Annotated in this window: 24 protein-coding genes; 12 read left to right on the top strand and 12 right to left on the bottom strand. The window is 60.6% G+C overall.

Translation table 11 applies throughout. The features are described from left to right. Positions 1-3: 3 nt before the first annotated feature. The 9 genes from WNZ14_RS04350 to WNZ14_RS04310 all read left to right on the top strand — a co-directional run bounded on the left by WNZ14_RS04350 (position 4) and on the right by WNZ14_RS04310 (position 9,134). On the top strand, positions 4-651 hold the full coding sequence (locus WNZ14_RS04350) for a dienelactone hydrolase family protein (RefSeq protein ID WP_342867370.1): 648 nt from the start codon (positions 4-6) through the stop codon (positions 649-651). Beyond that, a complete protein-coding gene (locus WNZ14_RS04345) occupies positions 648-1,715 on the top strand; it encodes a maleylacetate reductase (protein WP_342867369.1) in 1,068 nt (355 codons plus the stop codon). Before WNZ14_RS04350 ends, WNZ14_RS04345 begins: the two co-directional genes overlap by 4 nt. Before the next feature lie 27 nt (positions 1,716-1,742). After that, positions 1,743-3,023 (top strand): ABC transporter substrate-binding protein, encoded by a 1,281-nt coding sequence (locus WNZ14_RS04340; protein ID WP_342867368.1) that lies wholly within the window; start codon positions 1,743-1,745, stop codon positions 3,021-3,023. Between the two features lie 74 nt (positions 3,024-3,097). Continuing rightward, positions 3,098-3,832 (top strand): ABC transporter ATP-binding protein, encoded by a 735-nt coding sequence (locus WNZ14_RS04335; RefSeq protein ID WP_342867367.1) that lies wholly within the window; start codon positions 3,098-3,100, stop codon positions 3,830-3,832. After that, positions 3,832-4,539, top strand: coding sequence for an ABC transporter ATP-binding protein (locus WNZ14_RS04330; protein ID WP_342867366.1), 708 nt, complete (start codon positions 3,832-3,834; stop codon positions 4,537-4,539). The genes WNZ14_RS04335 and WNZ14_RS04330 overlap by 1 nt, the downstream gene beginning before the upstream one ends. After that, on the top strand, positions 4,536-5,399 hold the full coding sequence (locus WNZ14_RS04325; protein ID WP_342867365.1) for a branched-chain amino acid ABC transporter permease: 864 nt from the start codon (positions 4,536-4,538) through the stop codon (positions 5,397-5,399). Before WNZ14_RS04330 ends, WNZ14_RS04325 begins: the two co-directional genes overlap by 4 nt. Next, complete coding sequence (locus WNZ14_RS04320) at positions 5,399-6,478, top strand: branched-chain amino acid ABC transporter permease (RefSeq protein WP_342867364.1); 1,080 nt, start codon at positions 5,399-5,401, stop codon at positions 6,476-6,478. Before WNZ14_RS04325 ends, WNZ14_RS04320 begins: the two co-directional genes overlap by 1 nt. Before the next feature lie 2 nt (positions 6,479-6,480). Then, positions 6,481-8,265, top strand: a complete 1,785-nt coding sequence (locus WNZ14_RS04315; RefSeq protein ID WP_342867363.1) for an FAD-dependent monooxygenase — start codon at positions 6,481-6,483, stop codon at positions 8,263-8,265. Between the two features lie 5 nt (positions 8,266-8,270). Continuing rightward, positions 8,271-9,134, top strand: coding sequence for an intradiol ring-cleavage dioxygenase (locus WNZ14_RS04310; RefSeq protein ID WP_342867362.1), 864 nt, complete (start codon positions 8,271-8,273; stop codon positions 9,132-9,134). A gap of 51 nt (positions 9,135-9,185) precedes the next feature. On the opposite strand, the gene WNZ14_RS04305 is transcribed toward WNZ14_RS04310, so the two are convergent. From WNZ14_RS04305 to WNZ14_RS04295, 3 genes are read right to left on the bottom strand one after another with little or no spacing between them, the layout of a single operon-like run. Next, positions 9,186-10,244, bottom strand: coding sequence for a succinylglutamate desuccinylase/aspartoacylase family protein (locus tag WNZ14_RS04305; RefSeq protein WP_342867361.1), 1,059 nt, complete (start codon positions 10,242-10,244; stop codon positions 9,186-9,188). 40 nt (positions 10,245-10,284) lie between these two features. Then, the gene (locus WNZ14_RS04300; RefSeq protein WP_342867360.1) at positions 10,285-12,033 is read right to left on the bottom strand and encodes an NAD(P)/FAD-dependent oxidoreductase; all 1,749 of its coding nucleotides are present in this window, start codon (positions 12,031-12,033) and stop codon (positions 10,285-10,287) included. Further along, complete coding sequence (locus WNZ14_RS04295) at positions 11,996-12,346, bottom strand: PilZ domain-containing protein (protein WP_342867359.1); 351 nt, start codon at positions 12,344-12,346, stop codon at positions 11,996-11,998. Before WNZ14_RS04295 ends, WNZ14_RS04300 begins: the two co-directional genes overlap by 38 nt. 220 nt (positions 12,347-12,566) lie before the next feature. Between WNZ14_RS04295 and xseA the strand changes: the two genes are divergently transcribed. The 3 genes from xseA (at position 12,567) to WNZ14_RS04280 (ending at position 16,968) form a co-directional block, all read left to right on the top strand. Then, on the top strand, positions 12,567-14,153 hold the full coding sequence (gene xseA, locus WNZ14_RS04290) for an exodeoxyribonuclease VII large subunit (RefSeq protein WP_342867358.1): 1,587 nt from the start codon (positions 12,567-12,569) through the stop codon (positions 14,151-14,153). 92 nt (positions 14,154-14,245) lie between these two features. After that, entirely contained in the window at positions 14,246-15,481 is a 1,236-nt protein-coding gene (locus WNZ14_RS04285; protein WP_342867357.1) for a putative DNA modification/repair radical SAM protein, read from the top strand. Continuing rightward, positions 15,481-16,968, top strand: coding sequence for a UdgX family uracil-DNA binding protein (locus WNZ14_RS04280; protein WP_342867356.1), 1,488 nt, complete (start codon positions 15,481-15,483; stop codon positions 16,966-16,968). The genes WNZ14_RS04285 and WNZ14_RS04280 overlap by 1 nt, the downstream gene beginning before the upstream one ends. A gap of 4 nt (positions 16,969-16,972) precedes the next feature. Here WNZ14_RS04280 and ybaK read toward each other — a convergent pair whose 3' ends face one another. The 9 genes from ybaK to WNZ14_RS04235 form a co-directional block, all read right to left on the bottom strand. After that, the gene (gene ybaK / locus WNZ14_RS04275) at positions 16,973-17,446 is read right to left on the bottom strand and encodes a Cys-tRNA(Pro) deacylase (protein ID WP_342867355.1); all 474 of its coding nucleotides are present in this window, start codon (positions 17,444-17,446) and stop codon (positions 16,973-16,975) included. Positions 17,447-17,455: 9 nt separating this feature from the next. Then, positions 17,456-17,803: an ArsC family reductase gene (locus tag WNZ14_RS04270; RefSeq protein WP_342867354.1), complete on the bottom strand. Its 348-nt coding sequence runs from the start codon at positions 17,801-17,803 to the stop codon at positions 17,456-17,458. 36 nt (positions 17,804-17,839) lie between these two features. Then, positions 17,840-19,411 (bottom strand): glutamine-hydrolyzing GMP synthase, encoded by a 1,572-nt coding sequence (gene guaA / locus WNZ14_RS04265; RefSeq protein WP_342867353.1) that lies wholly within the window; start codon positions 19,409-19,411, stop codon positions 17,840-17,842. Positions 19,412-19,420: 9 nt separating this feature from the next. Continuing rightward, entirely contained in the window at positions 19,421-20,053 is a 633-nt protein-coding gene (locus WNZ14_RS04260; protein WP_342867352.1) for a 5'-methylthioadenosine/S-adenosylhomocysteine nucleosidase, read from the bottom strand. After that, complete coding sequence (locus WNZ14_RS04255; RefSeq protein ID WP_342867351.1) at positions 20,050-20,499, bottom strand: PaaI family thioesterase; 450 nt, start codon at positions 20,497-20,499, stop codon at positions 20,050-20,052. The genes WNZ14_RS04260 and WNZ14_RS04255 overlap by 4 nt, the downstream gene beginning before the upstream one ends. 75 nt (positions 20,500-20,574) lie before the next feature. Continuing rightward, entirely contained in the window at positions 20,575-21,039 is a 465-nt protein-coding gene (locus WNZ14_RS04250) for a TspO/MBR family protein (protein WP_342867350.1), read from the bottom strand. Between the two features lie 60 nt (positions 21,040-21,099). Next, a complete protein-coding gene (locus tag WNZ14_RS04245; protein WP_342867349.1) occupies positions 21,100-22,392 on the bottom strand; it encodes an RsmB/NOP family class I SAM-dependent RNA methyltransferase in 1,293 nt (430 codons plus the stop codon). 180 nt (positions 22,393-22,572) lie between these two features. After that, the gene (locus WNZ14_RS04240) at positions 22,573-23,319 is read right to left on the bottom strand and encodes an SDR family oxidoreductase (protein WP_342867348.1); all 747 of its coding nucleotides are present in this window, start codon (positions 23,317-23,319) and stop codon (positions 22,573-22,575) included. Between the two features lie 22 nt (positions 23,320-23,341). Beyond that, positions 23,342-24,808, bottom strand: coding sequence for an aldehyde dehydrogenase family protein (locus WNZ14_RS04235; RefSeq protein ID WP_342867347.1), 1,467 nt, complete (start codon positions 24,806-24,808; stop codon positions 23,342-23,344). Positions 24,809-24,810: the final 2 nt, after the last annotated feature.

Below are 24,810 nucleotides of genomic sequence, written 5' to 3'. Positions count from 1 at the left end.
AGCATGATGGGGCAAATCCTGACAACAGGAACTCCGGCTCAGACCGCCCGTGCGGTCTGCGTCTTCCTGCACGGGCGTGGCCAGACCGCCTCACAAATGGTGGATGAGGTTATTGCGTCGGTGAATGCGCCGGGGGTGCATTTTGTTTTGCCGCAGTCGCCGCAGCCAGCCTGGTATGATGCCAAGGCAGTGGACGAGATGACCGAGGCCACCGCCGCCCAGCTTGAGAATGCCCTGTCGCTTGTCCGGGATGCGATCGACGCCGCGCATCAGGCCGTGCCTTCCGGGCCATTCATCATTGCGGGCTTTTCGCAAGGTGCATGCCTGGCCACGGAGTATCTGCTGCGCGGCGGAAAGGCCGACGCAGCTGCCTTGTTCACCGGATGCAGGGTTGGCGCATCTGGCGACGCGTTGCCGGAGAAACTTGCGGATGCGATCCCCGTTTATATCTCCAATGGCGACGATGATCCGTGGATTCCGCTGTGGGCATGGCAAGGCGCCAAAGACGCCTTGATCCGGCAGGGGGCGCGCGTTCGCTCTGACGTTTTCGCCGGGCGGGAACATCTTGTGTCGGATGACGAAATTGCAGCCTTTTCGATATTGCTCGGTGCGGTGGTCGAAGGCCAGGAACTTGCGGAGTACCAGACATGAAGTTGCCTGCAGACGGCTTCACCTTCCCCGGCATTGGCACCCGCGTTGTGTTCGGATCGCAGACACTCGCCCGTGTCGGCGAGGAAGTTGAGCGTCTCGGTAACAAGCAAGCCTTTGTGCTCTCAACGCCACACCAGACCGAGCAGGCCCAATCGCTTGCGACACAACTCGGCGCCCTGTCCGCAGGAAGCTTCAGCGAAGCTGCGATGCACACGCCGGTCGAGGTCACTGAACGAGCGATCGAGTCATTCAGACGGAGTGGCGCCGATTGCGTGGTGTCGATTGGCGGCGGCTCCACGATCGGTCTCGGCAAGGGAATTGCAACACGCACAGGCGCCAACCAGATCGCCATTCCGACCAGCTATGCCGGTTCGGAAATGACGGACATCCTTGGCGAAACAAAAGATGGACTGAAGACAACCCGACGCGACGCTTCGATCAGACCGGAAACCGTCATCTATGATGTGGACCTGACGCTGACGCTGCCTGCGGAGATGACGGTGACCTCGTCACTGAATGCCATCGCTCATGGCGTAGAAGCACTTTATGCACCGGACGCCAATCCGGTAATCAGCCTGATGTCGGTGGAAGCCATGAAGGCGTTCAAGGCCGGGCTGCCGGTGCTGCGCGAAGCGCCGCAGGATCGCGAGGCGCGCAGTCTGGTGCTCTATGGCGCCTGGCTTTGCTCGACGGCGCTGGGCGCTGTCACCATGTCGCTCCATCACAAGCTCGCCCACACCCTCGGCGGCAGCTTCAACACACCCCACGCAGAGACCCACGCTATCCTTTTGCCGCACACCGCAAGCTTCAATGCTGTTGCGACTGATGCGCTCGCGCCACTGCACGACATCTTCGGAGCCACACCCGGTGCGGGACTGTGGGATTTTGCAAGGGAGGCCGGTGCCCCCTTGGCGCTTTCGGATCTCGGACTGAGCGAAGCCGATCTCGATCGGGCGTCGGAAATTGCAGTGAAGAACAAATATTCAAATCCAAGGCCATTTTCGCAGGACGATATTCGCGCCCTGCTGCAGGCCGCTTGGGAAGGGCGCAGGCCCGAACACTGAAGCAATCGTTCATGGGAGGAAAACCGGATGATTTCACGCAGACGCATTATCAAGACTGCCGCCGCCGGCGGCCTCATCATCGCTGCTGGCGGGCTGTCGATGCCCGCCATCGCACAAGGCAAGAAAATCCGCATTGGCTACGTCAGCCCGCAGACAGGTCCGCTGGCTGGGTTCGCCGAAGCCGATGCCTTCACCATTGCGATGTTCAATAAATACATTGCCGAACAGGGGATGGACGTCGAAGTCATCGTCAAGGACAGCCAGTCCAACCCCAACCGAGCCGCCGATGTGGCGCAGGAACTGATCATCGATGACGGCATCAACCTGATGCTGGTCGCCTCGACGCCGGAAACAACCAACCCGGTTTCGACCGTCTGCGAAAGCGAAGGCGTGCCGACGATATCGACCGCAGCGCCCTGGCAGCCATGGTTCATCGGGCAGCAGGGCAACCCGGGCGATCCGGGTAGCTGGAAGCCGTTCGATTTCACCTACCATTATTTCTGGGGGCTCGAAGACGTCATCGCCGTGTTCACCAACATGTGGAACCAGCTCGACACCAACAAGAAGGTCGGAGGACTGTTCCCCAACGATGCCGACGGCAATGCCTGGGGTGACCCCAATGTCGGCGTGGCGCCGGGCTTTGCTGCTGCCGGCTACGAAACCATCGATCCGGGCCGTTTCCAGAACCTGACAGATGACTTCACGGCGCAAATCAACGCCTTCAAGCAGGCCAACGCGGAAATCGTCACCGGCGTCGTGATACCGCCGGACTTCACCACCTTCCGCAATCAGGCAACCCAGCAGGGCTTCACGCCCAAGGCGATGACGGTCGCAAAGGCGATCCTGTTCCCGCAGTCGGTGGAGACGCTGGGCGAATCCGGTCACAATCTGTCATCGGAAGTCTGGTGGTCAGCCAGCCATCCGTTCAAGTCATCGCTGACAGGCGAAAGCTGCGCAGAGCTCGCGGCGGGCTTCACCGAAGCAACCGGGCGTCCATGGACACAGCCGATCGGTTTCGTCCATTCCCTGTTCGAAATGGCAGCCGATGTCATCAAGCGGTCGGATGACCCGACCAATGCCGAAGCCGTAGCCGAGGCAATCGCCACGAGTGATCTCAACACCATTGTCGGTCGTGTTGCCTGGAATGGTGAGGGCGTTCCACCGTTCGCTGCCAAGAACGTCTGCAAGACGCCGCTGGTTGGCGGACAGTGGCGCCGCAAGGATGACGGCACGTTCGAGCTCGTGGTCGTGGACAACAAGACCGCGCCGAGCATTCCGACGGGTGGCGAAATGGAAGCGCTTTCCTGAACCATAAACAGTGCCGCCCCGCGATGTGGGGCGGCACATTCTGCCAAAGCTAAACCTTGTCCGAAGGCTTGCGAATGAACAACCCGGTACAACCAATCCTGAAACTGCAGGGTGTGTCGAAAAGTTTCGGCGCGCTCAAGGTCACGGACGATGTGACATTCGAGGTGTCGCATGGTGAGGCGCTCGGGATTATCGGCCCGAACGGGGCCGGTAAGTCGACACTGTTCAATCTGATTACCGGCAACCTCTATCCCGACGCCGGTTCGATTGCCTTCATGGGCGAAGATGTCACGCGCGTCCCGCCGATGCAGCGCTGCATATCCGGCGTAGGACGTTCGTTTCAGATCCCGCAACCCTTTGACAAGCTGACGGTGTTCGAGAACCTGCTGGTGGCGGCAACCCACGGCCAGACCTGCAGCGAACGCGAGGCACAGCAGCAGTGCGGCGAAATTCTCGAGCGCACCGAGCTGATCGGCTCGGCGAATGTGCTCGCAGGCAGCCTGTCGCTGCTGCAGCGCAAGCGCCTGGAACTGGCGCGAGCCATGGCCACAGGCCCAAAGCTGCTGCTGCTTGATGAGATCGCCGGAGGACTGACGGAAGGCGAGTGCATCGCACTGGTGGAAACCATCCGCTCGATCCACCGAGAGGGTGTCACGATCATCTGGATAGAGCACGTGCTGCACGCGCTCAACCGGGTGGTCGAGCGGTTGCTGGTGCTCGATTTCGGCAAGATGATCGGCCTTGGAGACCCCGAAACCATCATGGCGTCCAAGGACGTCAAGGAAATCTACCTGGGGATCGAAGTCTGATGGCGTTGCTTGAAACACGCGGCCTGACTGCTCATTACGGAGATTTCCAGGCCCTCTTCGGTGTCGACATGACCCTGGCTAAGGGCGAATGCGTAGCCATCATCGGCGCCAATGGCGCTGGCAAAACCTCGCTTCTGCGCTCGCTCTCGGGCGTGCTGCAGCAGCAGCCGGGAATGGTTGTCCTTGATGATCATCCGATTGGCGCACTTGCGGCCGATGACATCGTGGCGCTCGGCATCTCGATGGTGCCTGAAGGCCGCCGTCTGTTTCCCTCGTTGAGCGTTGAGGAAAACTTGCTGATCGGCGCGTATCGCAGCCGCGGCAACGGCACGTGGGACCTTGATGCGGTTTACGGGCTGTTTCCAATTCTTAAAGAACGGCGCAACAGTCCAGGAAACGCTCTTTCCGGTGGCCAACAGCAGATGGTCGCAATCGGCCGCGCCCTGATGAGCAATCCGCGCGTGCTATTGTGTGACGAACTTTCACTGGGCCTCGCGCCGGTTATCATCCGCGACATCTACAAGGCCCTGCCCGAAATTCGCAAAGGCGGAGCCTCCGTCATTCTCGTCGAGCAGGACATCGGCCAGGCCCTGAAGGTCGCTGACAGGGTCTACTGCATGATGGAGGGCAAGGTGACACTTGAGGGGACGCCGGCCGATTTGAGCCGCGACGCGATCCACAAGGCCTATTTTGGAGTTGCTGCATGATTTGGGTCGATACGATCGTGCAGGGTATCCTGCTGGGCAGCCTCTACGCCCTATTTGCCGCAGGCCTTTCACTTATGTTTGGCATTATGCGGCTGGTTAATCTCGCCCATGGCGACCTGATCGTGCTGGCCGCCTATCTGCTCTTGGTCATTGTCTCGATGCTGGGGCTCAATCCGTTCCTTGCCGCACTGGTCGCGATGCCGATCATGTTCCTGGTCGGCTACGGCCTGCAGCGCTATGTGCTCAACCGTGTGCTTGGAACCGATATCCTGCCGCCACTGCTTGTCACCTTCGGGCTTTCCGTGGTCATCCAGAACGTCTTGCAGGAAGGCTTCTCGGCCGATAGTCGCCGCATCCCAGCCGGCGCTCTGGAAACCGCATCGCTTCCGCTTGGCCCAATCACAGTCGGGGTCATGCCGCTGCTGACCTTGTTTTCGGCAATCGGCGTGATCCTTGCCCTGCAATGGCTATTCTACCGCACCTCGCTGGGCCGCGCCTTCCGCGCCACATCAGATGATCCGGTGACGGCAAGCCTGATGGGGATCAAGCCGCAACTCGTCTTCGCTCAGGCCACCGGCATCGCCATGGTGGTTGTCACCATTGCGGCGCTGTATCTGGGCACGCGCGCAAATTTCGATCCGACTGTTGGCCCGGCACGGCTGATCTACGCGTTCGAAGCCGTCATCATCGGCGGACTTGGTTCACTCTGGGGGACGCTGGCCGGTGGTATCATCATCGGCGTTGCCCAGACGCTGGGCGCCGCAATCAGTCCTGAATGGCAGATTCTGGGGGGGCATCTGGCCTTTCTGATCGTGCTTCTTGTGCGACCGCGCGGGCTGTTTCCGAGGGCCACAGACTGATGCGCACACATTCCTACACCGTCACCACCCGTACCCGAACCTCAACTTTCGCTTCCATCGCTGCTGCGTGTCTGGTGATCGTTGCAATCGTGCTTCCGGTCTTCGCGGATCGCGGCCTTATCCAGGATCTGTTTTTCATCTTCACCATGCTGGTTCTGGCGCAATTCTGGAACCTGCTTGCCGGCTATGGAGGATTGGTGAGCGTTGGGCAGCAGGCCTTCGTAGGCTTCGGCGCATATATGGTTTTTGGCGCTGCAATCCTGTGGGGCTGGAACCCGATTGCGGCACTGCTGCTGTCCGGCGTCGGCTCATTGCTGATTGCCATACCAACAGCCTTTTTCGCATTCCGCCTCCAAGGCGCCTATTTCGCCATCGGCACCTGGGTCGTCGCCGAAGTTGTTCGGCTTCTGGTGGCACAATGGCAGGCCGTCGGCGGCGGGACAGGCACATCGCTGCCGCGCGACGCACGCGCTGCGATGTGGGGCGTGGACTGGGTCCAGTCGACCTTTGATGTGCGCGCGTCGGCGGCCCTCGACATTCTGGCCTATTGGTTGGCGCTTGCGCTGGTCGTGGCGACAATTGGCGGCATTTACTGGTTGCTCCGCACCAAGAGGGGCCTGGCGCTGGCCGCCGTGCGCGACAACATGGAGGCGGCGAAGTCGGTCGGTGTCGATGCGGCGCGGATGAAGTGGGCGGTCTTTCTGATTGCGGCGTTTGGAACCGGAATCGCCGGCGGCCTGATCTTCCTGCAGAACGGTCGCATCAGCCCGGACAGTGCTTTCTCTGTGATCGACTGGACAGCCTTCGTGATTTTCATCGTGGTGATCGGCGGGATCGGCACGATAGAAGGCCCGATCATCGGGGTCCTGGTCTTCTTTGCCCTCCAGACTCTGTTTGCCGACTACGGGTCCTGGTATCTGATCGCGCTCGGCCTGCTCGGCATCATCATCATGCTGTTTGCGCCGCGAGGGCTATGGGGCCTGATCAGCGATAAAAGCGGCATTCAATTGTTTCCAATCCGGCGCCGCCTATCGGGCGGAAAAATTGCCGGTCAGAACGACACATCCAGGGAGGAATAATGATGGCGGATATCACGACGGACGTATTGATCATCGGAACCGGTCCTGCGGGCTCGGCCACCGCGGCCCTGCTGTCTACCTATGGCGTCGAGAACATGGTGATCAACCGCTACCGCTGGCTCGCGAACACGCCGCGGGCGCACATCACCAACCAGCGCACAATGGAAGTGCTGCGTGACCTCGGGACTGACGTAGAGGCGGAAGCCTATATGCACTGCTCGGAACAGGATTTGATGGGCGAAAATGTCTTCTGCGAGAGCCTGGCGGGCGAGGAAATCGGCCGCATGAAAAGCTGGGGCAATCATCCGGAATCAAAGGCGGAGCATCGTCTGTCGTCGCCGACGATGATGAATGACCTGCCGCAGACCATGATGGAGCCGCTTCTCTTCAAGACCGCCTGTTCCCGCGGTACGCAGGCGCGGATGTCGACGGAGTACAAGTCACATGTCCAGGACGCTGAAGGCGTGACGACAACCTGTCTCGACCGCTTGACGGGCCAGGAAATCACCATTCGCTCGAAGTATCTGGTCGGTGCAGACGGCGGCAATTCGAAGGTTGCCGAAGATCTGGGCCTGCCGTTCGAGGGACAGATGGGGGTCGGCGGCTCGATGAACATCCTGTTCCGCGCCGACCTGTCCAAATATGTGGCCCACCGTCCCTCCGTTCTCTATTGGGTCATGCAGCCCGGCGCGGATGTAGGCGGTATCGGCATGGGTCTGGTTCGCATGGTGCGACCTTGGAACGAATGGCTGATTGTCTGGGGCTACGATATCAACCAGCCGGCGCCGGAAGTCACGCCTGAGGTCGCCACCGAAGTGGCGCGGCAGTTGGTGGGCGACCCGGAGCTGGAAATCGAGCTGCTGTCGGCCAACACCTGGACCGTGAACAACATGTTTGCGACCCACATGCAGAAGGGCCGCGCCTTCATCATGGGCGACGCAGCGCACCGGCATCCACCGTCAAACGGGCTCGGCTCCAACACTTCGATCCAGGACGGGTTCAATCTGGCCTGGAAGCTCGCCGCCGTCATCAAGGGCGAGGCTGGCCCCGCCCTGCTCGACACCTATTCAAAGGAGCGCGCTCCGATTGCACGGCAGATCGTGACGCGGGCCAACCAGTCAATTGGCGAATTCGGCCCGATCTTCGAAGCGCTCGGCATGGATGGCGGCACCGATGTCGAAAAGATCAAGGCATCCATGGACGCCCGCTGTGATGCAACAGAAGCTGCAGAAAAACAGCGCGAGGCCCTGCGCAAGGCGTTCGAGTTCAAGAAGTATGAATTTGATGCGCACGGCGTGGAAATGAACCAGCGCTACACATCGGCGGCTGCAGTTACGGATGGTCAGTCGGAGCCGGATTTCGCCAAGGACAAGGAACTGCACTACCAGCCGACCACATGGCCGGGCGCGCGGCTGCCGCATGCCTGGATCTATGATCAGGACGGCAAGCAGCATTCCACGCTTGATATCACCGGCAAGGGCCGCTTCACCATTCTGACAGGGATTTCCGGTGAGCGGTGGACCGAGGCCGCGGCACAAGCAAGCAAGGCGCTTGGCGTTGATATTGCGGTGCATGTGATCGGTCCGCGCCGGGCATTGGTCGATCATCATGGCGATTGGGCCAGGTCACGTGAAACCGAAGAAGGCGGCTGTGTTCTGGTCCGTCCGGACCACCATGTCGCCTGGCGCGCCATGACACTGCCGGATGATCCGGCAGGCGAGTTGATGCGGGCGCTGAGCTCGATCCTCGACCGGACTTCAAAAAGTGCTGTTCAGGCTGCGGAGTGACCCAAATGACCGATGCATCAAATATCAACTATTTCACCGAAGCCGGCTCAGTCGAGGCCGTCAACGCCCGCGTTGGCGACGAAACCAATCCCCGTCTTCGCGAGGTGATGGAATCGCTTGTCCGGCATCTGCACGCTTTTGCCAAGGACGTGCACCTGACACAGGAAGAATGGGGCGTGGCGATCGACTTCCTGACCCGGACCGGAAAGATGTGCGATGGTAACCGCCAGGAATTCATCCTGTTGTCCGACGTTCTCGGGCTCTCAATGCTGGTTGACGCGATCAACAACCGCAGGCCGTCGGGGGCGACCGAAAACACCGTGCTTGGCCCGTTCCATGTGGAAGGAGCCCCGGTTCGCGCCATGGGAGATGAGATCTCGCTCGACGGCAAGGGCGAAAGCTGTCTGTTTGAGGGCCGCGTTCTGGCTCTCGACGGTAAGCCGGTGGCAGGCGCGAAACTCGATGTCTGGTGCGACAATGCCGAAGGCTACTACGATGTCCAGCAGCCGGATATCCAGCCGAAATGGAACAATCGAGGTGTGTTTGTGACCGGCGCAGACGGCACTTATGCGTTTCGCGGCATTCGTCCGGTCTCCTATCCGATCCCGGACGACGGGCCTGTCGGGCAAATGCTGGGAGCGCTTGGCCGACATCCAAACCGGCCGGCGCATATGCATTTCATCGTGTCCGCCGATGGCTATGAGACGGTCATCACCCACACATTCGTCGCCGATGACAAATGGCTGACATCGGATGCGGTGTTTGGCGTCAAATCATCCTTGCTCACAAAAATGGAGCCAGGCGAAAGTGGCGACACGATCTGGAAATCGAACTTCGATTTTGTCTTGAACGCGGTTCGCAAGGACTAAAAGCCGGCCCGGCCGGGCCTGGCGATTGGCACTGGCTTTCAACCGGCGCGCTCAATCTTCCAGTGTGCCGTCGTGGGCGGATGGCGACGGGCTGTCGCCAACCAGCTTCAGCAGATCATCGCCCATGCGAATGAACCGGCGCATGCGGCGGGTCAGCACAAACGCCGACTGCGGGGCATGAACACCAACCGTACCACCGGCCTCGCCCGGCCGGGAGACAATCTCGGCCAGCAGCTGACCCGCTTCGACCCGCTCACCGGTGCGGACATGGAACAGGATGGTGCCGCCAACCGGCGCCCGGACCATCTCCACGTTGCGGATTTGCTTGGCGACAAAATCTGCACGAAGTTGCGCCGGCTGTGCGGTCTCATCCGCAATGACGCCACGCATCTTGAGGAAGCGGTACAATCCTTTCGCATCCTTCCTCGCAAGGGCGGGGTCGACATCGAGTTGACCGCGAAGTTCGACAGTCGTGGCACACAGACCACTGAGATTGCCGTTGACGGCTTTGGCACTCATCTGGGCAAAGGCAGCTTCCTCGAAGGCACAGTCGGAACCAGCACTCCACAAAACCGCAGCCTCGGCGTCGAGGCATGCTGCAAGATCGGACATTTCCGGCCATAGCTGTTCGGGAATATAGAGATACTGCACACCTTCATCATCACAATGCAGGTCCAGGACGATCGGATGATTGTCGGCGAGCTCCAGCAATCTGCTCTTGAGCCTGAGTTCGGCAAAGACCGGGGATGACGCCGCGTGAAGCGTGCGCACACCGCGTTCATCGGGGATCGGGAAATCCCGATTGAAATTGATCCGGGTTCCCGAGGAAAAACGCCCCATATGCTGGCTGAAAAGATGCTGGGCCGCAGCAATCGGATTGGCATGCGGCACCAGGGTCAGCGACCCGAGCAAGCGGCCTTCGGCTTCGGCTTTTTCAAGCATCGGTATCAGGTAGTGCAATGCTGCAACGCCAGGGCGTTCATCGGCATGAAGCGCCGCCTGAATGTAAACGCGGGGCGCGGATGGGTCCGAACCGGTCAGCCGATGGACAATCAGCTCATAGGCAATGCCCGGGGTTTCACCTGGTATGGATTCGATTTCGGTCTTCATCTTGTCTCACCCTGAACATGAAAGCTGTGTGCGCAGACGCCTACACCCGGCGCGCGCGGATGTCGCTGAGAATTTCGCGTGCCGCATTGTGTCCCGGGACCCCGGTAACGCCGCCACCGGGATGGGTGGACGAGCCACACATGTAAAGGCCCTTCAGCGGTGCGCGGTAGGCGCCGTAACCCAGCACCGGGCGTGCCGAGAACAGCTGGTTGAGGCTCAACTTGCCATGGAAGATATCGCCGCCCACCAGCGACAGCTTGCGCTCAAGATCGAGCGGCGAGAGCACCTGACGACCGATCACGCTCCTGGCGAAGCCGGGGGCATGGCGGTCCACCGTTCCGATCATCAGATCAGCGACCGCCTCCTTGTGATGGTCCCAGGACGCACCGCCGGGAAAGTCATCCGGCAATTGAGGCGCGACGTGCTGGCAGAACAGGCTCGCGACATGCTTGCCTTCAGGCGCAAGGGTTGGATCAAGCGTCGAAGGGATCAGCATCTCGACAATCGGCTGGCGCGACCAGCCATGGGCGCGGGAATCGAGATAGGCGCGGTCCATATAATCGAGCGAGGGTGCAATGATGATGCCGGCGCTCAGATGGTCGCCGGGTTCGGGGCGCGCGGTGAAAGTGGGCAACGCATCGAGCGCCACGTTCATCCGGAACGTGCCCGAGCCGCTTTGCCAATACCCGATGCGCCGACGGAAATCCTCTGGCAGCGGGGCATCCTCAAGCAAATTCGAGACCAGCAGTTTCGGGTGAATATTGGAAACTACGAGATCGGCTTCGATGCGCGCGTCATCTTCGGCAATAACAGCGGTGACACTGGTCTTTCCGGCTTCGATACGGGCGACCGGGGTGCCGGTTTTCACAACCACGCCCTTTTCCTCGCAGGCCTTGCGCATGGCATCGGTAATTGCGCCCATGCCGCCGATGGCGTGGCCCCAGACGCCCTGCTTGCCGTTCACTTCACCAAAATAGTGATGCAGCAGAACATAGCCGGTGCCCGGCGCCATCGGGCTGTTCCAGTTTCCGACGATGCCGTCGAAGCCGAACAGGGCCTTGACCGGATCACTTTCGAACCAGCGATCGAGGATTTCGGCGGCGGAACAGGTGAAGAGATCGAGCACGTCACGCCGCGCATCAAGGGACAATTCGGCAAACTGACGCCCCAATGACGCTGCCTTGAGGAGTTCCGGAACGGCGGCGAGCCAATTGCCCTCGGTGACATTGGGCGGGGTGCGCAGCAACAGATCGCGCAGAACGTTGGCGGCATTCTCGAGCATCCGGTCGAAACCGTCGAGCGCCTCGGCGTCACGGGTCGAGAACTGTGCCACTGATGCCTTGGTCCGGCCGGGGCCTGCCTCGAGCGCACGCCCATCCGGCAGGGGCAGAAAATTGCCCATGCGGCGCTCGACAATGTTGAGGCCATGCCGGTGCAATTCGAGATCGGTGATGACTTTCGGATTGAGCAGCGACACCGTGTAGGAGGCCACGGAATTGCGAAATCCGGGATGAAACTCCTCGGTGATCGCGGCGCCACCCACTGTGTCATTCTTTTCAAGAACCGTGACCTTGTGCCCGGCTGCCGCCAGATACCAGGCGCAAACCAGTCCGTTGTGGCCGCCGCCGATGATTACCGCATGCTTCATGTGACATTGTCCTGCTTCGTACGGGAAGCATCCTGCAACGAGAGCAAAGGCCTGCGCAATGGACCGCGCTGTCTTGCGCGAGGAACACTTTGCTGTTTCGGCGCTACTTCGCGGGTCCGCCTTTTTGGGTGATCCTGTCAACCAGTTCGGTGGGCAAGACAGTCATGAATTTCAAATGCAGGCCTTCTTCCTCGCGATCAATCACGGCACAGGGAAACTTGGCGGCCAGGCCCTTGAGCACGAAATAGAGAAAATCGGGCACCGATTCCGGGAGAATGCGACTGACTTCACAGCCACTTTCAGAGATGTTGATCATCCGGCAGGTTTGCGACGAATACCCGCGAACCCCGTGAAGCATGTAGTGGATGGTACCCACCAAATTTGTTTGCCGGCGCTCATATTCGCGCCGATCCTCATCCGGGAGACGCGACAGATAGTTTTTTGTTCCAGTCAAAACTCTGCCTCCCCTACCTCTCGTCACCTGTTTTTACAGTGCATGGGTTAAATTCAGGTGTAATTTTTCGAATCCATTTGCGGCAAGGCAATGATTTTAAACAGTATTGCCAAACGGGCTTAAATCACGGCCGACACCGGGTCTTATGATCTCAGGTTCCACGGCTGGCTCGGCACAACGCGACGCTTGACGCAGGCCCCATCATAGTGCGCATTCGGGCATGCCTTCGCTTCTTGATGATTCGCCCACCAACGCCGCCGAATTCACAGTCAGTGAATTGTCCGGCTCCATCCGACGCACTGTCGAAGATGCTTTCGGAAATGTACGCGTGCGTGGCGAAATTTCCGGCTACCGGGGTCCGCATTCCTCCGGGCACGCCTATTTTTCGCTCAAGGATGACAAGGCCCGCATCGAGGCCGTGATCTGGAAGGGCGCGTTCTCGAAGCTGAAATATCGTCCCGAAGAGGGGATGGAGGTGATCGCCACCGGCAAGATCACCACCTATGCCGGGTCTTCAAAATACCAGATCGTCATCGAAGCACTCGAGCCGGCAGGCGCCGGTGCGCTGATGGCGCTGATCGAGGAACGGCGGCGCAAGCTTGCCGCCGAAGGCCTGTTTGACGAAGCGCGCAAGCAATTGCTGCCCTACATGCCGATGGTGATCGGCGTGGTGACATCACCCACAGGCGCCGTGATCCGCGATATCCTGCACAGGATCGAGGACCGGTTTCCCGTCCATGTGATCGTGTGGCCAGTCCGGGTTCAGGGCGACACGTCAGGCGAGGAGGTGTCGCGCGCCATCAACGGCTTTAACGCGCTTGGCGCGAACAGTCTGATCAAGCGGCCGGATCTGATCATCGTGGCGCGTGGCGGTGGCAGCCTGGAAGATCTCTGGGGCTTCAATGACGAAGCGGTTGTGCGGGCTGCGGCAGAGTCAGACATCCCGCTGATCTCGGCAGTCGGCCACGAGACCGACTGGACGCTGATCGATCACGCCAGCGACCGGCGTGCGCCAACGCCAACCGGTGCTGCCGAAATGGCGGTGCCGGTGAAAGCGGATCTGGAAGCGCATCTGGCAACGCTGGCAGCACGGCTCAAATCGGCCCAGTCACGCACGCTCGACCGCCGCCGCGATGCGCTCCGTGCTCTGGCGCGGGCCCTGCCAACGCTTGACAGCGTGCTGGCGCTGCCGCGGCAACGCCTAGACCGTTCGGGCCAGTCGCTGGGCCGGGCGCTGGAACTCAACACCGCCAACCGCCGACGCCGGTTCGAACAGCAGGCGGCCCGGGTAACCCCGATCGCGCTGGTCTCTGCGATCCGGGAGAAACACCAGGTGGTGCGCGACAAGATCGCACGAATGGACCGAGTGCAGGAACGCAGAATCGATGCGCTGAGATCACGCCTGGAGCGGCATGCGCAGGTTCTTGCCGCGGTTCCACGCCGGATCACCGACATGCATGCGCGCGGCAGGGATCGGCTCACGGATATGGCCCGGAGAAGCGACAGCGCGCTGAGCCTTATGCTCGACCAGCGCAAACGCGGGCTCGGCGCACAGGCCCGCATGCTGCAGTCATTATCCTATCAGAGTGTATTGGGTCGCGGCTTCGCGGTGATCCGCGACCAGGACCGGGCTGTACTTTCGCGTGCTGAACAGGTCGAGGCCGGAACCATGCTGGCAATCGAGTTTGCCGACGGTGAGGTTGCCGCGCTTGCCAGCAGTTCGGATCAACCCATCTCCAGGCCCAAGAAACCAGCACGCACCAAGGCAGACAAACCCGGGGAACCGGGCCAAGGCAGCCTGTTCTAGGCCTTCTGCGGCATTAATCACCAGCCATTATTTCCAGAACAGGCTCAACCTGAGCTGTTGCCGTGACACGGAACGGAACATATAAGGAACAAATGACTGGAAAAACACTCGAATCCAAACTCGCCATTCTCAGCGATGCAGCCAAATACGACGCTTCGTGTGCCTCGTCGGGGTCAACACGGCGTGACAGCCGAGACGGCAAGGGGCTTGGGTCGAACCAGGGCGCGGGGATCTGCCATGCCTATGCGCCCGACGGGCGCTGCATCAGTCTGCTGAAGATTCTGATGACCAATTTCTGCATCTATGACTGCGCCTACTGCATCAATCGGGTATCGTCGAATGTGCCCCGCGCCCGTTTCTCGGTCGACGAGGTTGTCCGTCTGACAATCGATTTCTACAGGCGGAACTATATCGAAGGCTTGTTCCTGTCTTCAGGCGTCATTCGCTCGCCAGACGCGACCATGGCGGACATGGTGCAAATCGTCCGCAAGCTGCGGGAAGAAGAGAACTTTCGCGGCTACATCCACCTCAAGACCATTCCGGACGCGGCCCCTGAACTGATCGAGGAAGCCGGAAGGCTGGCAGACCGGTTGTCAATCAATGTCGAGTTGCCGACCGATGCCAGCATGGAGACCTTCGCGTCTGAAAAGAACCCGGCGCAGATTCGCCGTGCAATGGCGGATGTGCGTTTGCGCAAGGAGGCCTCCAATGACACCACCCACACCGGTCGCAAAGCTCCGCGATTTGCGCCCGCGGGGCAGTCGACACAGATGATTGTCGGCGCGGACGGCTCAAATGACGCAGCCATACTGGGTGAATCGACACGGCTCTATTCGAGCTATCAACTCAAACGGGTCTATTACTCGGCGTTTTCGCCCATCCCCGACAGCTCGTCGCGGCTGCCCCTGATTTCGCCGCCACTTGTACGCGAACATCGCCTCTATCAGGCGGATTGGCTGCTGCGGTTCTACGGATTCGATCTTCAGGAGATCATCGGCGTTGCGCATGACGGCAATCTCGACCTGGAGCTTGATCCGAAACTCGCCTGGGCGCTCGCGCACCGGGAAGTCTTTCCGGTCGACATAAACCGCGCCGACCGCGAATTGCTGCTTCGCGTGCCCGGCTTTGGCGTCAAAACGGTGAACCGGATCCTGAGTACGCGTCGTTACCGCACAATCCGCTACGAAGACGTGGTGCGGATGGGCGGAATGATGAAAAAAGCCAAGGCCTTCATCACCGCCTTGGGCTGGTCGCCGGGAGGCTTGATCGATACAGCGCAGCTCAGGAGCCAGTTCCTGCCCCCGCCTACGCAATTGACGCTGTTCTGATGCGCCACATTACTCTTCCCGAAACCGGCACTGCCATTGCGTGGCGCAAGGCTGCCCGTTCCTGCCTGGCAGAAGGCCTGATGCCGGCAGATGTCTCGTGGGGAAGCGAGCAGACAGAGCGGGGGTTGTTTGATGATCAGCCGGTATCCGGCGCCACCACGCCGCTGAAGATGACGGCGCCGCGCAGTTTCGTCGCGCTTGCCGAAACCGTCTGCTGGCACCGGGATGAAGATCGATTTGCACGTCTTTATCAATTTCTCTGGCGGCTCAAGGACACGCCTCATCTGGTTGCCGACCGCGGCGACCGGGAGCTGGCACATTTGCGGGCGATGGAAAAATCGGTCCATCGGTGCCAACACAAGATGAAAGCCTTTGTGCGCTTCAGGGAGATTGGCGATCGCGATGACGCCCGGCGCAGCTTCGCGGCCTGGTTTGAGCCAACCCATCATACGGTGGAACCGACGGCCCTATTCTTCGCCCGGCGGTTTGGCGACATGGACTGGCGCATTGTCACGCCGGAAAAGACGGCGACTTTCCAGAGTGGCGAGTTGCGCTTCTTGCCGGGTCAGCCCAAGCCCGACTTCCCGGAGGACGCGAGCGAGGCGCTCTGGCTTACCTATTTCCGCAGCATCTTCAATCCGGCGCGGCTGAAAGTTCAGGCCATGACCTCGGAGATGCCAAGAAAATACTGGAAGAACCTGCCGGAAGCGGCAACAATCCCGGACCTCATTGCTAATGCTCCTGCCCGGGCGCGCGCCATGGCCGAAGCTGCGCCGACCCTTCCGCCAGTGCGCGCGAGGAAAGCGCGTCAGCAGCTCGCCGGGCTCGAATCTGCCTGGAGCGGCCCGATGGAAACCCTTCCCGCTGCCATCCATGATTGCCGGCGCTGCCCGTTGCACAAGACTGCAACCCAGGCTGTGCCGGGCACCGGACCGCTCGATGCACCGCTGATGATCGTCGGTGAGCAACCAGGCGATCAGGAAGACCTCACCGGCAAGCCTTTCGTTGGCCCGGCCGGACAGCTGTTCGACAAGGTAGCCCAGTCCGCCGGGCTGATCCGGAAAGAGGCGTTTGTCACCAATGCGGTGAAGCATTTCAAATTCATTCCGCGCGGCAAGCGGCGGCTTCACCAGCGGCCCAACTCCGGCGAGATCGAGCATTGCCGCTGGTGGCTGGACGCCGAGCTGGCCATGGTGCGGCCAAAGCTCATTCTGGCTCTTGGCGCGACGGCCGCAGAGGCATTGACCGGATCCGGGGCCAATATTCTACAGCGACGCGGGACGGTGGAACAGCTTGCCGACGGAACACCCATCCTGCTTTCGGTGCATCCGTCGTATCTGTTGCGGCTGCCGGACCCGGCTGAACGGGAAAAACAAATGGCGGCGTTCGAGGATGATCTTCGGCTCGCAGCGGAAATGATTGCCACACTGACGGCCAGGTCGGCTGAGGAAGCAACCCCGATTGCCGGGACACACGGCCGGTTGTGAGCAGTCAGGCGATGACAGATGCTGCAACGGCGTTGAGCGCGCGGCAGGCATCTTTGGGATCAAGACGCAGCTGCAGCCCGCGCTGACCGGCATTGATGAAAACATGAGGTTCTGACAAAGCCGTCTGTTCGATCGCGGTCGGCACCTGCTTTTTCTGGCCGAAAGGACTGATGCCGCCGACATGGTAGCCGGTGAGGCGTTCGGCGTCTGTGGGCTTCATCATTGTTGCCGACTTGCCGCCCAGGGCCGCCGCCAGCTTTTTCATGCTGACCTCATGGTCGGATGGAAGCACGACGCAAACCGGCTTTCCATCAAGTTCCGCCATCAAAGTTTTCAGCACCCGTGACGGTGATTCCTGAAGCGCTTCAGCCGCCTGCATGCCAATGCTTTCCGCATCGGGATTGTAATCATAGCTGTGAACACTGAACACGATGCCGAGCTTGCTCAGTGTTTGTGTGGCGCGGGTGGTCTTCGCCATCTCAATCCCTCAGGCGAAGAACTGCTCGTAAAGCTCAGGCTTGAAACCGATGATGATCCGGTCATCCGCTTCCAACACCGGACGCTTGATCATCGAAGGCTGGGCCAGCATCAGGGCAATGGCCTTGTCTGTGTCGAGATCCTGCTTTTGATCGTCAGGCAGTTTGCGGAAGGTGGTTCCGGCACGGTTGAGAACTGTCTTCCAGCCTGCTTCATCACACCAGCGCTCAAGATGCTCCCGGTCGATGCCTGACGCCTTGTAGTCGTGAAAGGTCGTCTCGACCTGATGATCCGCCAACCATGTCCGCGCCTTCTTCATCGTGTCGCAGTTCTTGATGCCATAAATCGTGGCGGTCATATCGGGCCTTTCCGTCTGCCTGGGCGCGCGGCGCCCCTATTCCCACTCGATGGTGCCAGGGGGCTTGGAGGTGACGTCGTAGACGACGCGGTTGATGCCCTTGACCTCGTTGATGATACGGGTCGCGGTCTTGCCGAGGAAATCCATATCGTAGGGATAGAAATCCGCGGTCATGCCGTCGACCGAGGTGACGGCGCGTAACGCGCAGACAAACTCATAGGTGCGGCCATCGCCCATGACGCCGACAGTCTGGACCGGCAGCAGCACGGCAAAGGCCTGCCAGATCGTGTCGTAGAGACCGGCCTTGCGGATCTCGTCGAGATAGATGGCGTCGGCCTGGCGCAGGATATCGAGCTTTTCGCGGGTGATGCCGCCGGGGCAGCGGATCGCCAGACCCGGGCCGGGGAACGGATGGCGACCGATGAAGCTGTCGGGCAGGCCGAGCTCTTTGCCCAATACGCGGACTTCGTCCTTGAACAGTTCGCGCAGGGGCTCGACCAGCTGCATGTTCATGCGCTCGGGAAGACCGCCGACATTGTGGTGCGACTTGATCGTCACCGATGGGCCACCGGAGAACGAGACGCTTTCGATGACGTCGGGGTAGAGCGTGCCCTGAGCGAGGAAATCGGCGCCGCCGATCTTCTTGGCCTCTTCCTCGAAGACCTCGATGAACAGGCGACCAATGGTCTTGCGCTTGGTTTCCGGGTCAGCCTCGCCTTCCAGCTGCGAGATAAAGCGGTCGGACGCATCAATCATTTTCAGATTGAGATTGTAGTGCTCGGTGAACATCGCCACCACATCGGCGGCCTCGTTCATGCGCATCAGGCCGTGGTCGACGAGAATACAGGTGAGCTGGTCACCGATTGCTTCGTGAATGAGGAGCGCTGCCACAGAGGAATCAACACCGCCGGAGAGCGCGCAGATGACTTTTCCCGAGCCCACCTGATCGCGGATCTTCTGCACCATTTCCGCCCGATAGGCGGCCATCGACCAATCGGCCTTGAGACCGACGATCTTGTGCACGAAATTGGACAGGAGTTTCGCACCATCGGGCGTGTGCACCACTTCCGGATGGAACATGGTGGTGTAGTAACGCCGCTTCTCATCAACCGATATGGCGAAAGGCGCGTTGGGCGATGTGCCGATGACCTCGAAGCCTTCCGGCAACTTGGTGACACGATCGCCATGGCTCATCCAGACCGGGTATTTTTTTCCGACTTCCCAAAAACCTTCGAACAGCGGCGAGGGCTTGAGGATTTCGACATCAGCACGGCCGAATTCGCGGTGATGGCCGCCTTCGACATTGCCGCCGATCTGCATGCACATGGTTTGCTGGCCGTAGCAGATCGCCAGAATCGGCACGCCGGACTCAAACACGGCCTGCGGTGCGCGCGGCGAGCCTTCACGGGTGACCGAATCCGGTCCACCGGAAAAGATCACGCCTTTCGGCTGCATCCGGTCAAAGCCTTCATCGGCCAGCTGGAACGGGACGATCTCGCAATACACGCCGGCTTCGCGAACCCGGCGGGCAATGAGCTGCGTAACCTGACTACCAAAATCGATAATCAGGATGGAGTCTGGATGAGTGGTGTGGAGGATATCGTTCATGGCGAGCGATTAAGCCAAAGCTGCGCCGGATGCAATCGCCGCTTCGACGAGATCCACCGCCTGAGCCAGTTTTTCGTCAATCACGTGCAGATATTCGGTCCAGTCGTCGATGTGGTTGAGCTCGGCCTTGCCATCGGAGATGCCACGCAGGCCGATGACCGGTACGCCAAACAGGCTGGCGGCTCGCAGAACCGCAAAGGTTTCCATGTCGACCATGTCGGCGTCGATCAGATCATAGGCCGCGCCCGAGACGATATTGGCGCCAGTGGAAAGCCTTGCCGAGGGAACGCCATCGGCAATAACCGGCAGCGGCAAGACGGCTGGCAGATCGAGAAACGGGGTGCGGCCCTTCTCGAAGCCAAGCGGGCTCGCGTCCATGTCGCGGTAGCTGACCGAGGAAACCTGATAGACCCCGGTCTGTTCCAGCATCCTCGATCCGGCGGAACCGAGACAGACAATGCAATCGGGCCTCTCAGGGCCGTGAGCTGAAAGGCTAGCGGCCACTGCAACAGCGGCCTCGACCGGGCCAACGCCGGTGATCAGAGGCTCGAAACGGGCCTTGAGATGCGGACCGTATTCCGGCTCTGCCGCCATCACATAAAGCACCCGGCGATTGCCGACCTGTTTGACGGCGCCGCTCACCCGGCGATCCCCTCGCGCCCGCGCACCACCATCATAGTGCCGGTCATGGATGCAATCAGCTTGGCCGGGCCATCGGAAATCGCATAACCGCGCCCATCGCTGACGATGATGGTGCTGCCCGGCTTGGTGACCTCACCCCGAAACAGGAACCGATCGCCACGACCCGGCGACAAGAGATTGATCTTGAACTCGATGGTCAGCACCGCGGCATCTTCAGGCATCACCGAAAGTGCTGCGTAACCGCAGGCCGAATCGAGTGCGGTCGACAAAATTCCAGCATGGAGAAAACCGTGCTGCTGGGTGAGATCGGCGCGAAACGGCATTTCGATCTCGACAACCCCGTATTCGACCTTGGTCAACTCGGCACCGATCGTGCGCATCACGCTCTGACGCGCAAAGCTGTCTGTTACACGTCCACGGAAATTTTCGTCCGGCTTCTCATTCATGCGGTACTTCCTTTTCGCAACTGCGAAGGTGCCAAGCAGCCGGGCAAACAGCAAGTCATTTCTGGCGTCTGACGTTCAGGTCCGGTTGAGCCACCAGATCGCCGCATTGAGCAGGCCTGCAAAAGAGACCCACATGGCATAGGGAATGAACATCAGCGCGGAGGGGCGATCGCGACCCCAAGCCATAAAAATGAAGGCCAGGATAGAGGCGAGCATTGCAATGAGCACCGGGAGCGACAGGTCCGGGCGCTGCATGGTGAAAAACACCAGCGGCCACATGAAATTGAAGACAATCTGGGCAAACCACAGCTTGGGCAAAACGCCGCCGCGCTCACGAATCCAGACGCGAGCACCGGCGATGCCTATCAGCACATAAAGCACAGTCCAGACCGGGCCAAACACCCAGTTGGGCGGATTGAATGACGGCTTTTCAAGCGCCTGGTACCACGGGCCAGGAATGGAGAAGAAGCCGATCAGGCTACCGCCAGCCACAGTGAGCACGATGAACAGGATCAGTGTCACGGCGTTTGATTTGCTCATGCGGCTCCTCGCATATTTCTAGATCTCCACCGCCTACCGGATGGATGACTGCTGCATGCATTACATCTTGCGACGGAAACCGGCAAAATAGAACCCGTCAGTACCAGTACGCCGTGGCGACAGCACCAAGCCCAGGTTCTGATCCGCATAAGGAACAGGCGCATCCTGATCAGCTACCACAGAGCGCCAACGCTGCTTGAGGCCAATGGTTTCAAATTCCGGATGACGCTGCAGAAACGCCTTCACACGGTCGGTGTTTTCTTCCGGCAGCAGCGAACAGGTGACATAGGCGAGTTCACCACCGGGGCGGACATAATTGACCGCATCATCGAGCACCTTGTCCTGATCTGCCATTCGGTCGGCGATGTTCTTCTCCGAGATGCGCCATTTGGCATCCGGGCGGCGGCGCCAGGTGCCGGTGCCGGTACAGGGCGCATCGATCAGTACCCGGTCCATGCGGGCTTCGAGCCCAGCCAGGTTGGCTGCGCGTTCCTTGATATAGATGATCTCGGCGCCCGCACGGCGCATGCGCTCGACCATCGGCGCGAGCCTGCGCCGGTCAGCATCATAGGCATTGATGCTTCCGTCATTCTCCATCATCGCGGCAAAGGCGAGCGACTTGCCACCGCCGCCGGCGCAATAGTCGAGCACGCTCTCGCCGGGGGCGGCACCTGCAAGGCTAGCGGCCAGTTGCGAGCCCTCATCCTGGATTTCAAACCAGCCCCTAGCGAAACTGACTTCGCTGGTGGCGGCGATCTGCCGCTGCGGCCCTTCGCCGGCTTCAATCCGGATTCCGTTGGGCGCGAGCCGCGTCGGACGGGCGCCATGCTCGGCAAAGGCTTCCAGAACCGGTTCGCGCTCGGTTGCAAGCGTGTTGACCCTCAGATCAAGCGGCGGGCGGGCCGTCATCGCCTGTGCTTCGGCTTCCCAATCGGCACCAAAGGCGCGCTCGAAAGATCCGACCAGCCATTCCGGGATATCGGCGCGGACGTGGGGTGCGGCCTCAGACAGGTCACGCCCGAGATGCTCGATCATTTTCTCGGTCGAGGGGATTTCGGGAGCGAATTTGTCCCCATCCAGCGAGGCCGTCAGCTCTTCGGGGCTGATCCGCCATTGGCGCATCAAGGTGGCAACGGCAAGATTGGCAGGCGTATCGCCATCCATAATGAAGCCATGCGACAGCTTCATTCTGAGCGCATCATGCACCAGGTTGGAAATTGCCGCGCGGTCGCCTGACCCGGCAAAGCGGTGCGACAGGCCCCAATCCTTGAGCGCATCGGGAACCGGGCGGTGCCGTGCGTCGATTTCTGTCAGGACTTCAATGGCTGCTTGCAGGCGTCCGCCGAGGCGCATGATCTGATCTCCCAATGCATGGCGGGTCCAGATGGATCCATTTGAACGCCAGCGCACATGCATGATTGCAAAGGTCCACAGCGGTGCTTCACGCGGTCCCGTCGGGCGCGCGGCGCTGTAAGTTGATCCTCTGCTAGCGGGTCAAATCACGCATAGCAAGCGATTCACCCGATTGTGCGCCTAGATGCAGCGGCCGCCGTCGACTTCCATGGCGACGCCGGTGATCATCGCGGCCTCGTCAGAGCAGAGGAAACAGGCAGCATTGCCCATGTCTTCCGGAGTGGAAAACCGCCCGAGCGGAATGCTGGCGAGGAACTTGGCGCGGATTTCCGGCGTGTCTTCACCCATGAAGGATTTGAGCAAGGGCGTCTCGCCCGCCACCGGGTTGATGGCATTGACGCGCACGCCGCTTGGCGCAAGTTCGACAGCCATCGATTTGGTGGCCGTGATCATCCAGCCTTTGGACGCATTGTACCAGCTCAGGCGCGGTCGGGGGCTGACACCTGCAGTGGAGGCAACATTGAGAATGGCGCCCGCACGTTTTTGTTTCATGGCCGGAACGAAGTGACGCGCGGTGAGGAATACCGACTTGGTGTTGACGGCGAGGACACGGTCGAAATCGTCTTCGCTGATATCTTCCATCGCCGCAGGCAGATGGGTGATGCCGGCATTGTTGACGAGAATGTCGATGCCACCAAAGCGCTCAAGCACGGTTTTCGCCATCGCCGCCACGCTGTCATTCTTTGAAACATCGACGGCCACGGCAAAGGCCTGATCCCCAAAGCTTGAGGCGAACTCGCTGGCTGCATTGGCATTGATGTCGGCGATGGCGACACGCGCGCCTTCAGCCAGAAACTTGCGGACGATGCCCGCTCCAAATCCTGATGCGCCACCGGTTACCAGGGCAGTCTTGCCTTCAAGTCTCATCACGTGCTCCTCACTCAAATTTTCAACGGCCGTGCCAGACAGCGACGGTTTTCAGGGCCGAGAAGCCGTAAAGCGCCTCAAAGCCCTTTTCGCGGCCATGGCCGGATTTGCCGACGCCACCGAAAGGCAGTTCGACCCCACCGCCGGCGCCGTAATTGTTGACAAAGACCTGACCGGAGCGGATCGCCCGCGCCATCCGCATCTGCCGTCCGCCGTCACTGGTCCAGACCCCGGCGACAAGCCCGTAATCGGTCCCATTTGCGATCGCGATGGCTTCCTCCTCGTCGCGGAACGGAATGATCACCTGCACCGGGCCAAAGATCTCGTCGCGGGCCAGCGCATGGCCGGGGTCAACGTCGCCATAGAGCGTCGGGCGAACATAGTGGCCACCCATCGGCGCCGATTTGGGCATCTGGCCTTCGGCAACCGGGGCAAGCCCGTCCTCGTCCGCCTCGGCCAGAAAACCCTGAACGATGTTCTTCTGCCGGGCGGAAATCAGCGGACCGACCGACTGATCCTCAATCGCAGCACCGACGGTCAGCGCCTTGTAGCGCTCGCTCATCAGCCGGACGACATCCTTGTGCAGCGAGGCCTCGACCAGAATGCGCGATGATGCCGAGCAGGTCTGACCGGCATTCTGAATGCCGGCATTGACCAGAAATGGCAGCGCCCGTTCCAGATCGGCATCGGCAAAAACGATCTGCGGTGATTTTCCGCCAAGTTCCAGCGTCACCGGCACCACGTTCTGTGCAGCCGCCTGCTGCACCTTGCGGCCGGTTTCGAGCGAACCGGTGAAGGAGAGATGATTGACGCCCGGATGCTCGCAAAGCGCGGCGCCCGCTTCCTCGCCAAGACCCGGCACCACATTGAGCGCGCCGGCAGGCAGACCGCAATCGGTAGCGATCCGCGCAAACGCCAGAGCCGTGAGCGATGCTTCCTCAGCCGGCTTCAGAACCGCCGCATTGCCCATGGTCAGTGCAGCACCAACCGAACGGCCGAGGATCTGCATCGGGTAGTTCCACGGGATGATGTGCCCGGTCACGCCATGCGGCTCGCGCAGGGTGAACACCGTGTAGTCATTGAGGTAGGGAATGGTCTCGCCATGGATCTTGTCGGCGGCGCCGCCATAGAACTCCAGATAGCGCGCCAGGGCACGGGCATCGGCGCGGGCCTGGCTTAGCGGCTTTCCGACATCATGAGCTTCGAGATTGGCTAGCCACTCGACGTGATCTTCCACAGCACGGCCAATCTTGGCGAGCAGACGACCGCGTTCGGCTGCAGGCATCTGGCCCCATTCGCCCGACAGCGCGTTTTGAGCCGCATCGACCGCAGCCTCGATCTCGGTTTTGCCGCCGCGGGCAATGCGGCCGATTTCCAGACCGGTCGAGGGATCTTCGACCGGCAAAGTCTTGCCACCACTGGCGCCAATCCATCGGCCGCCAATCAGGCACTGACTGGTATCGAATCCGGCGTCCAGGGTCTTGGTCACGG

Source organism: Hoeflea sp. AS60, from assembly GCF_038900115.1.
In the GTDB taxonomy this organism is placed as follows: domain Bacteria; phylum Pseudomonadota; class Alphaproteobacteria; order Rhizobiales; family Rhizobiaceae; genus Hoeflea.
The sequence above is the reverse complement of the archived record's forward strand: the minus strand, read 5'-3'. Positions and strand labels throughout refer to the sequence as shown.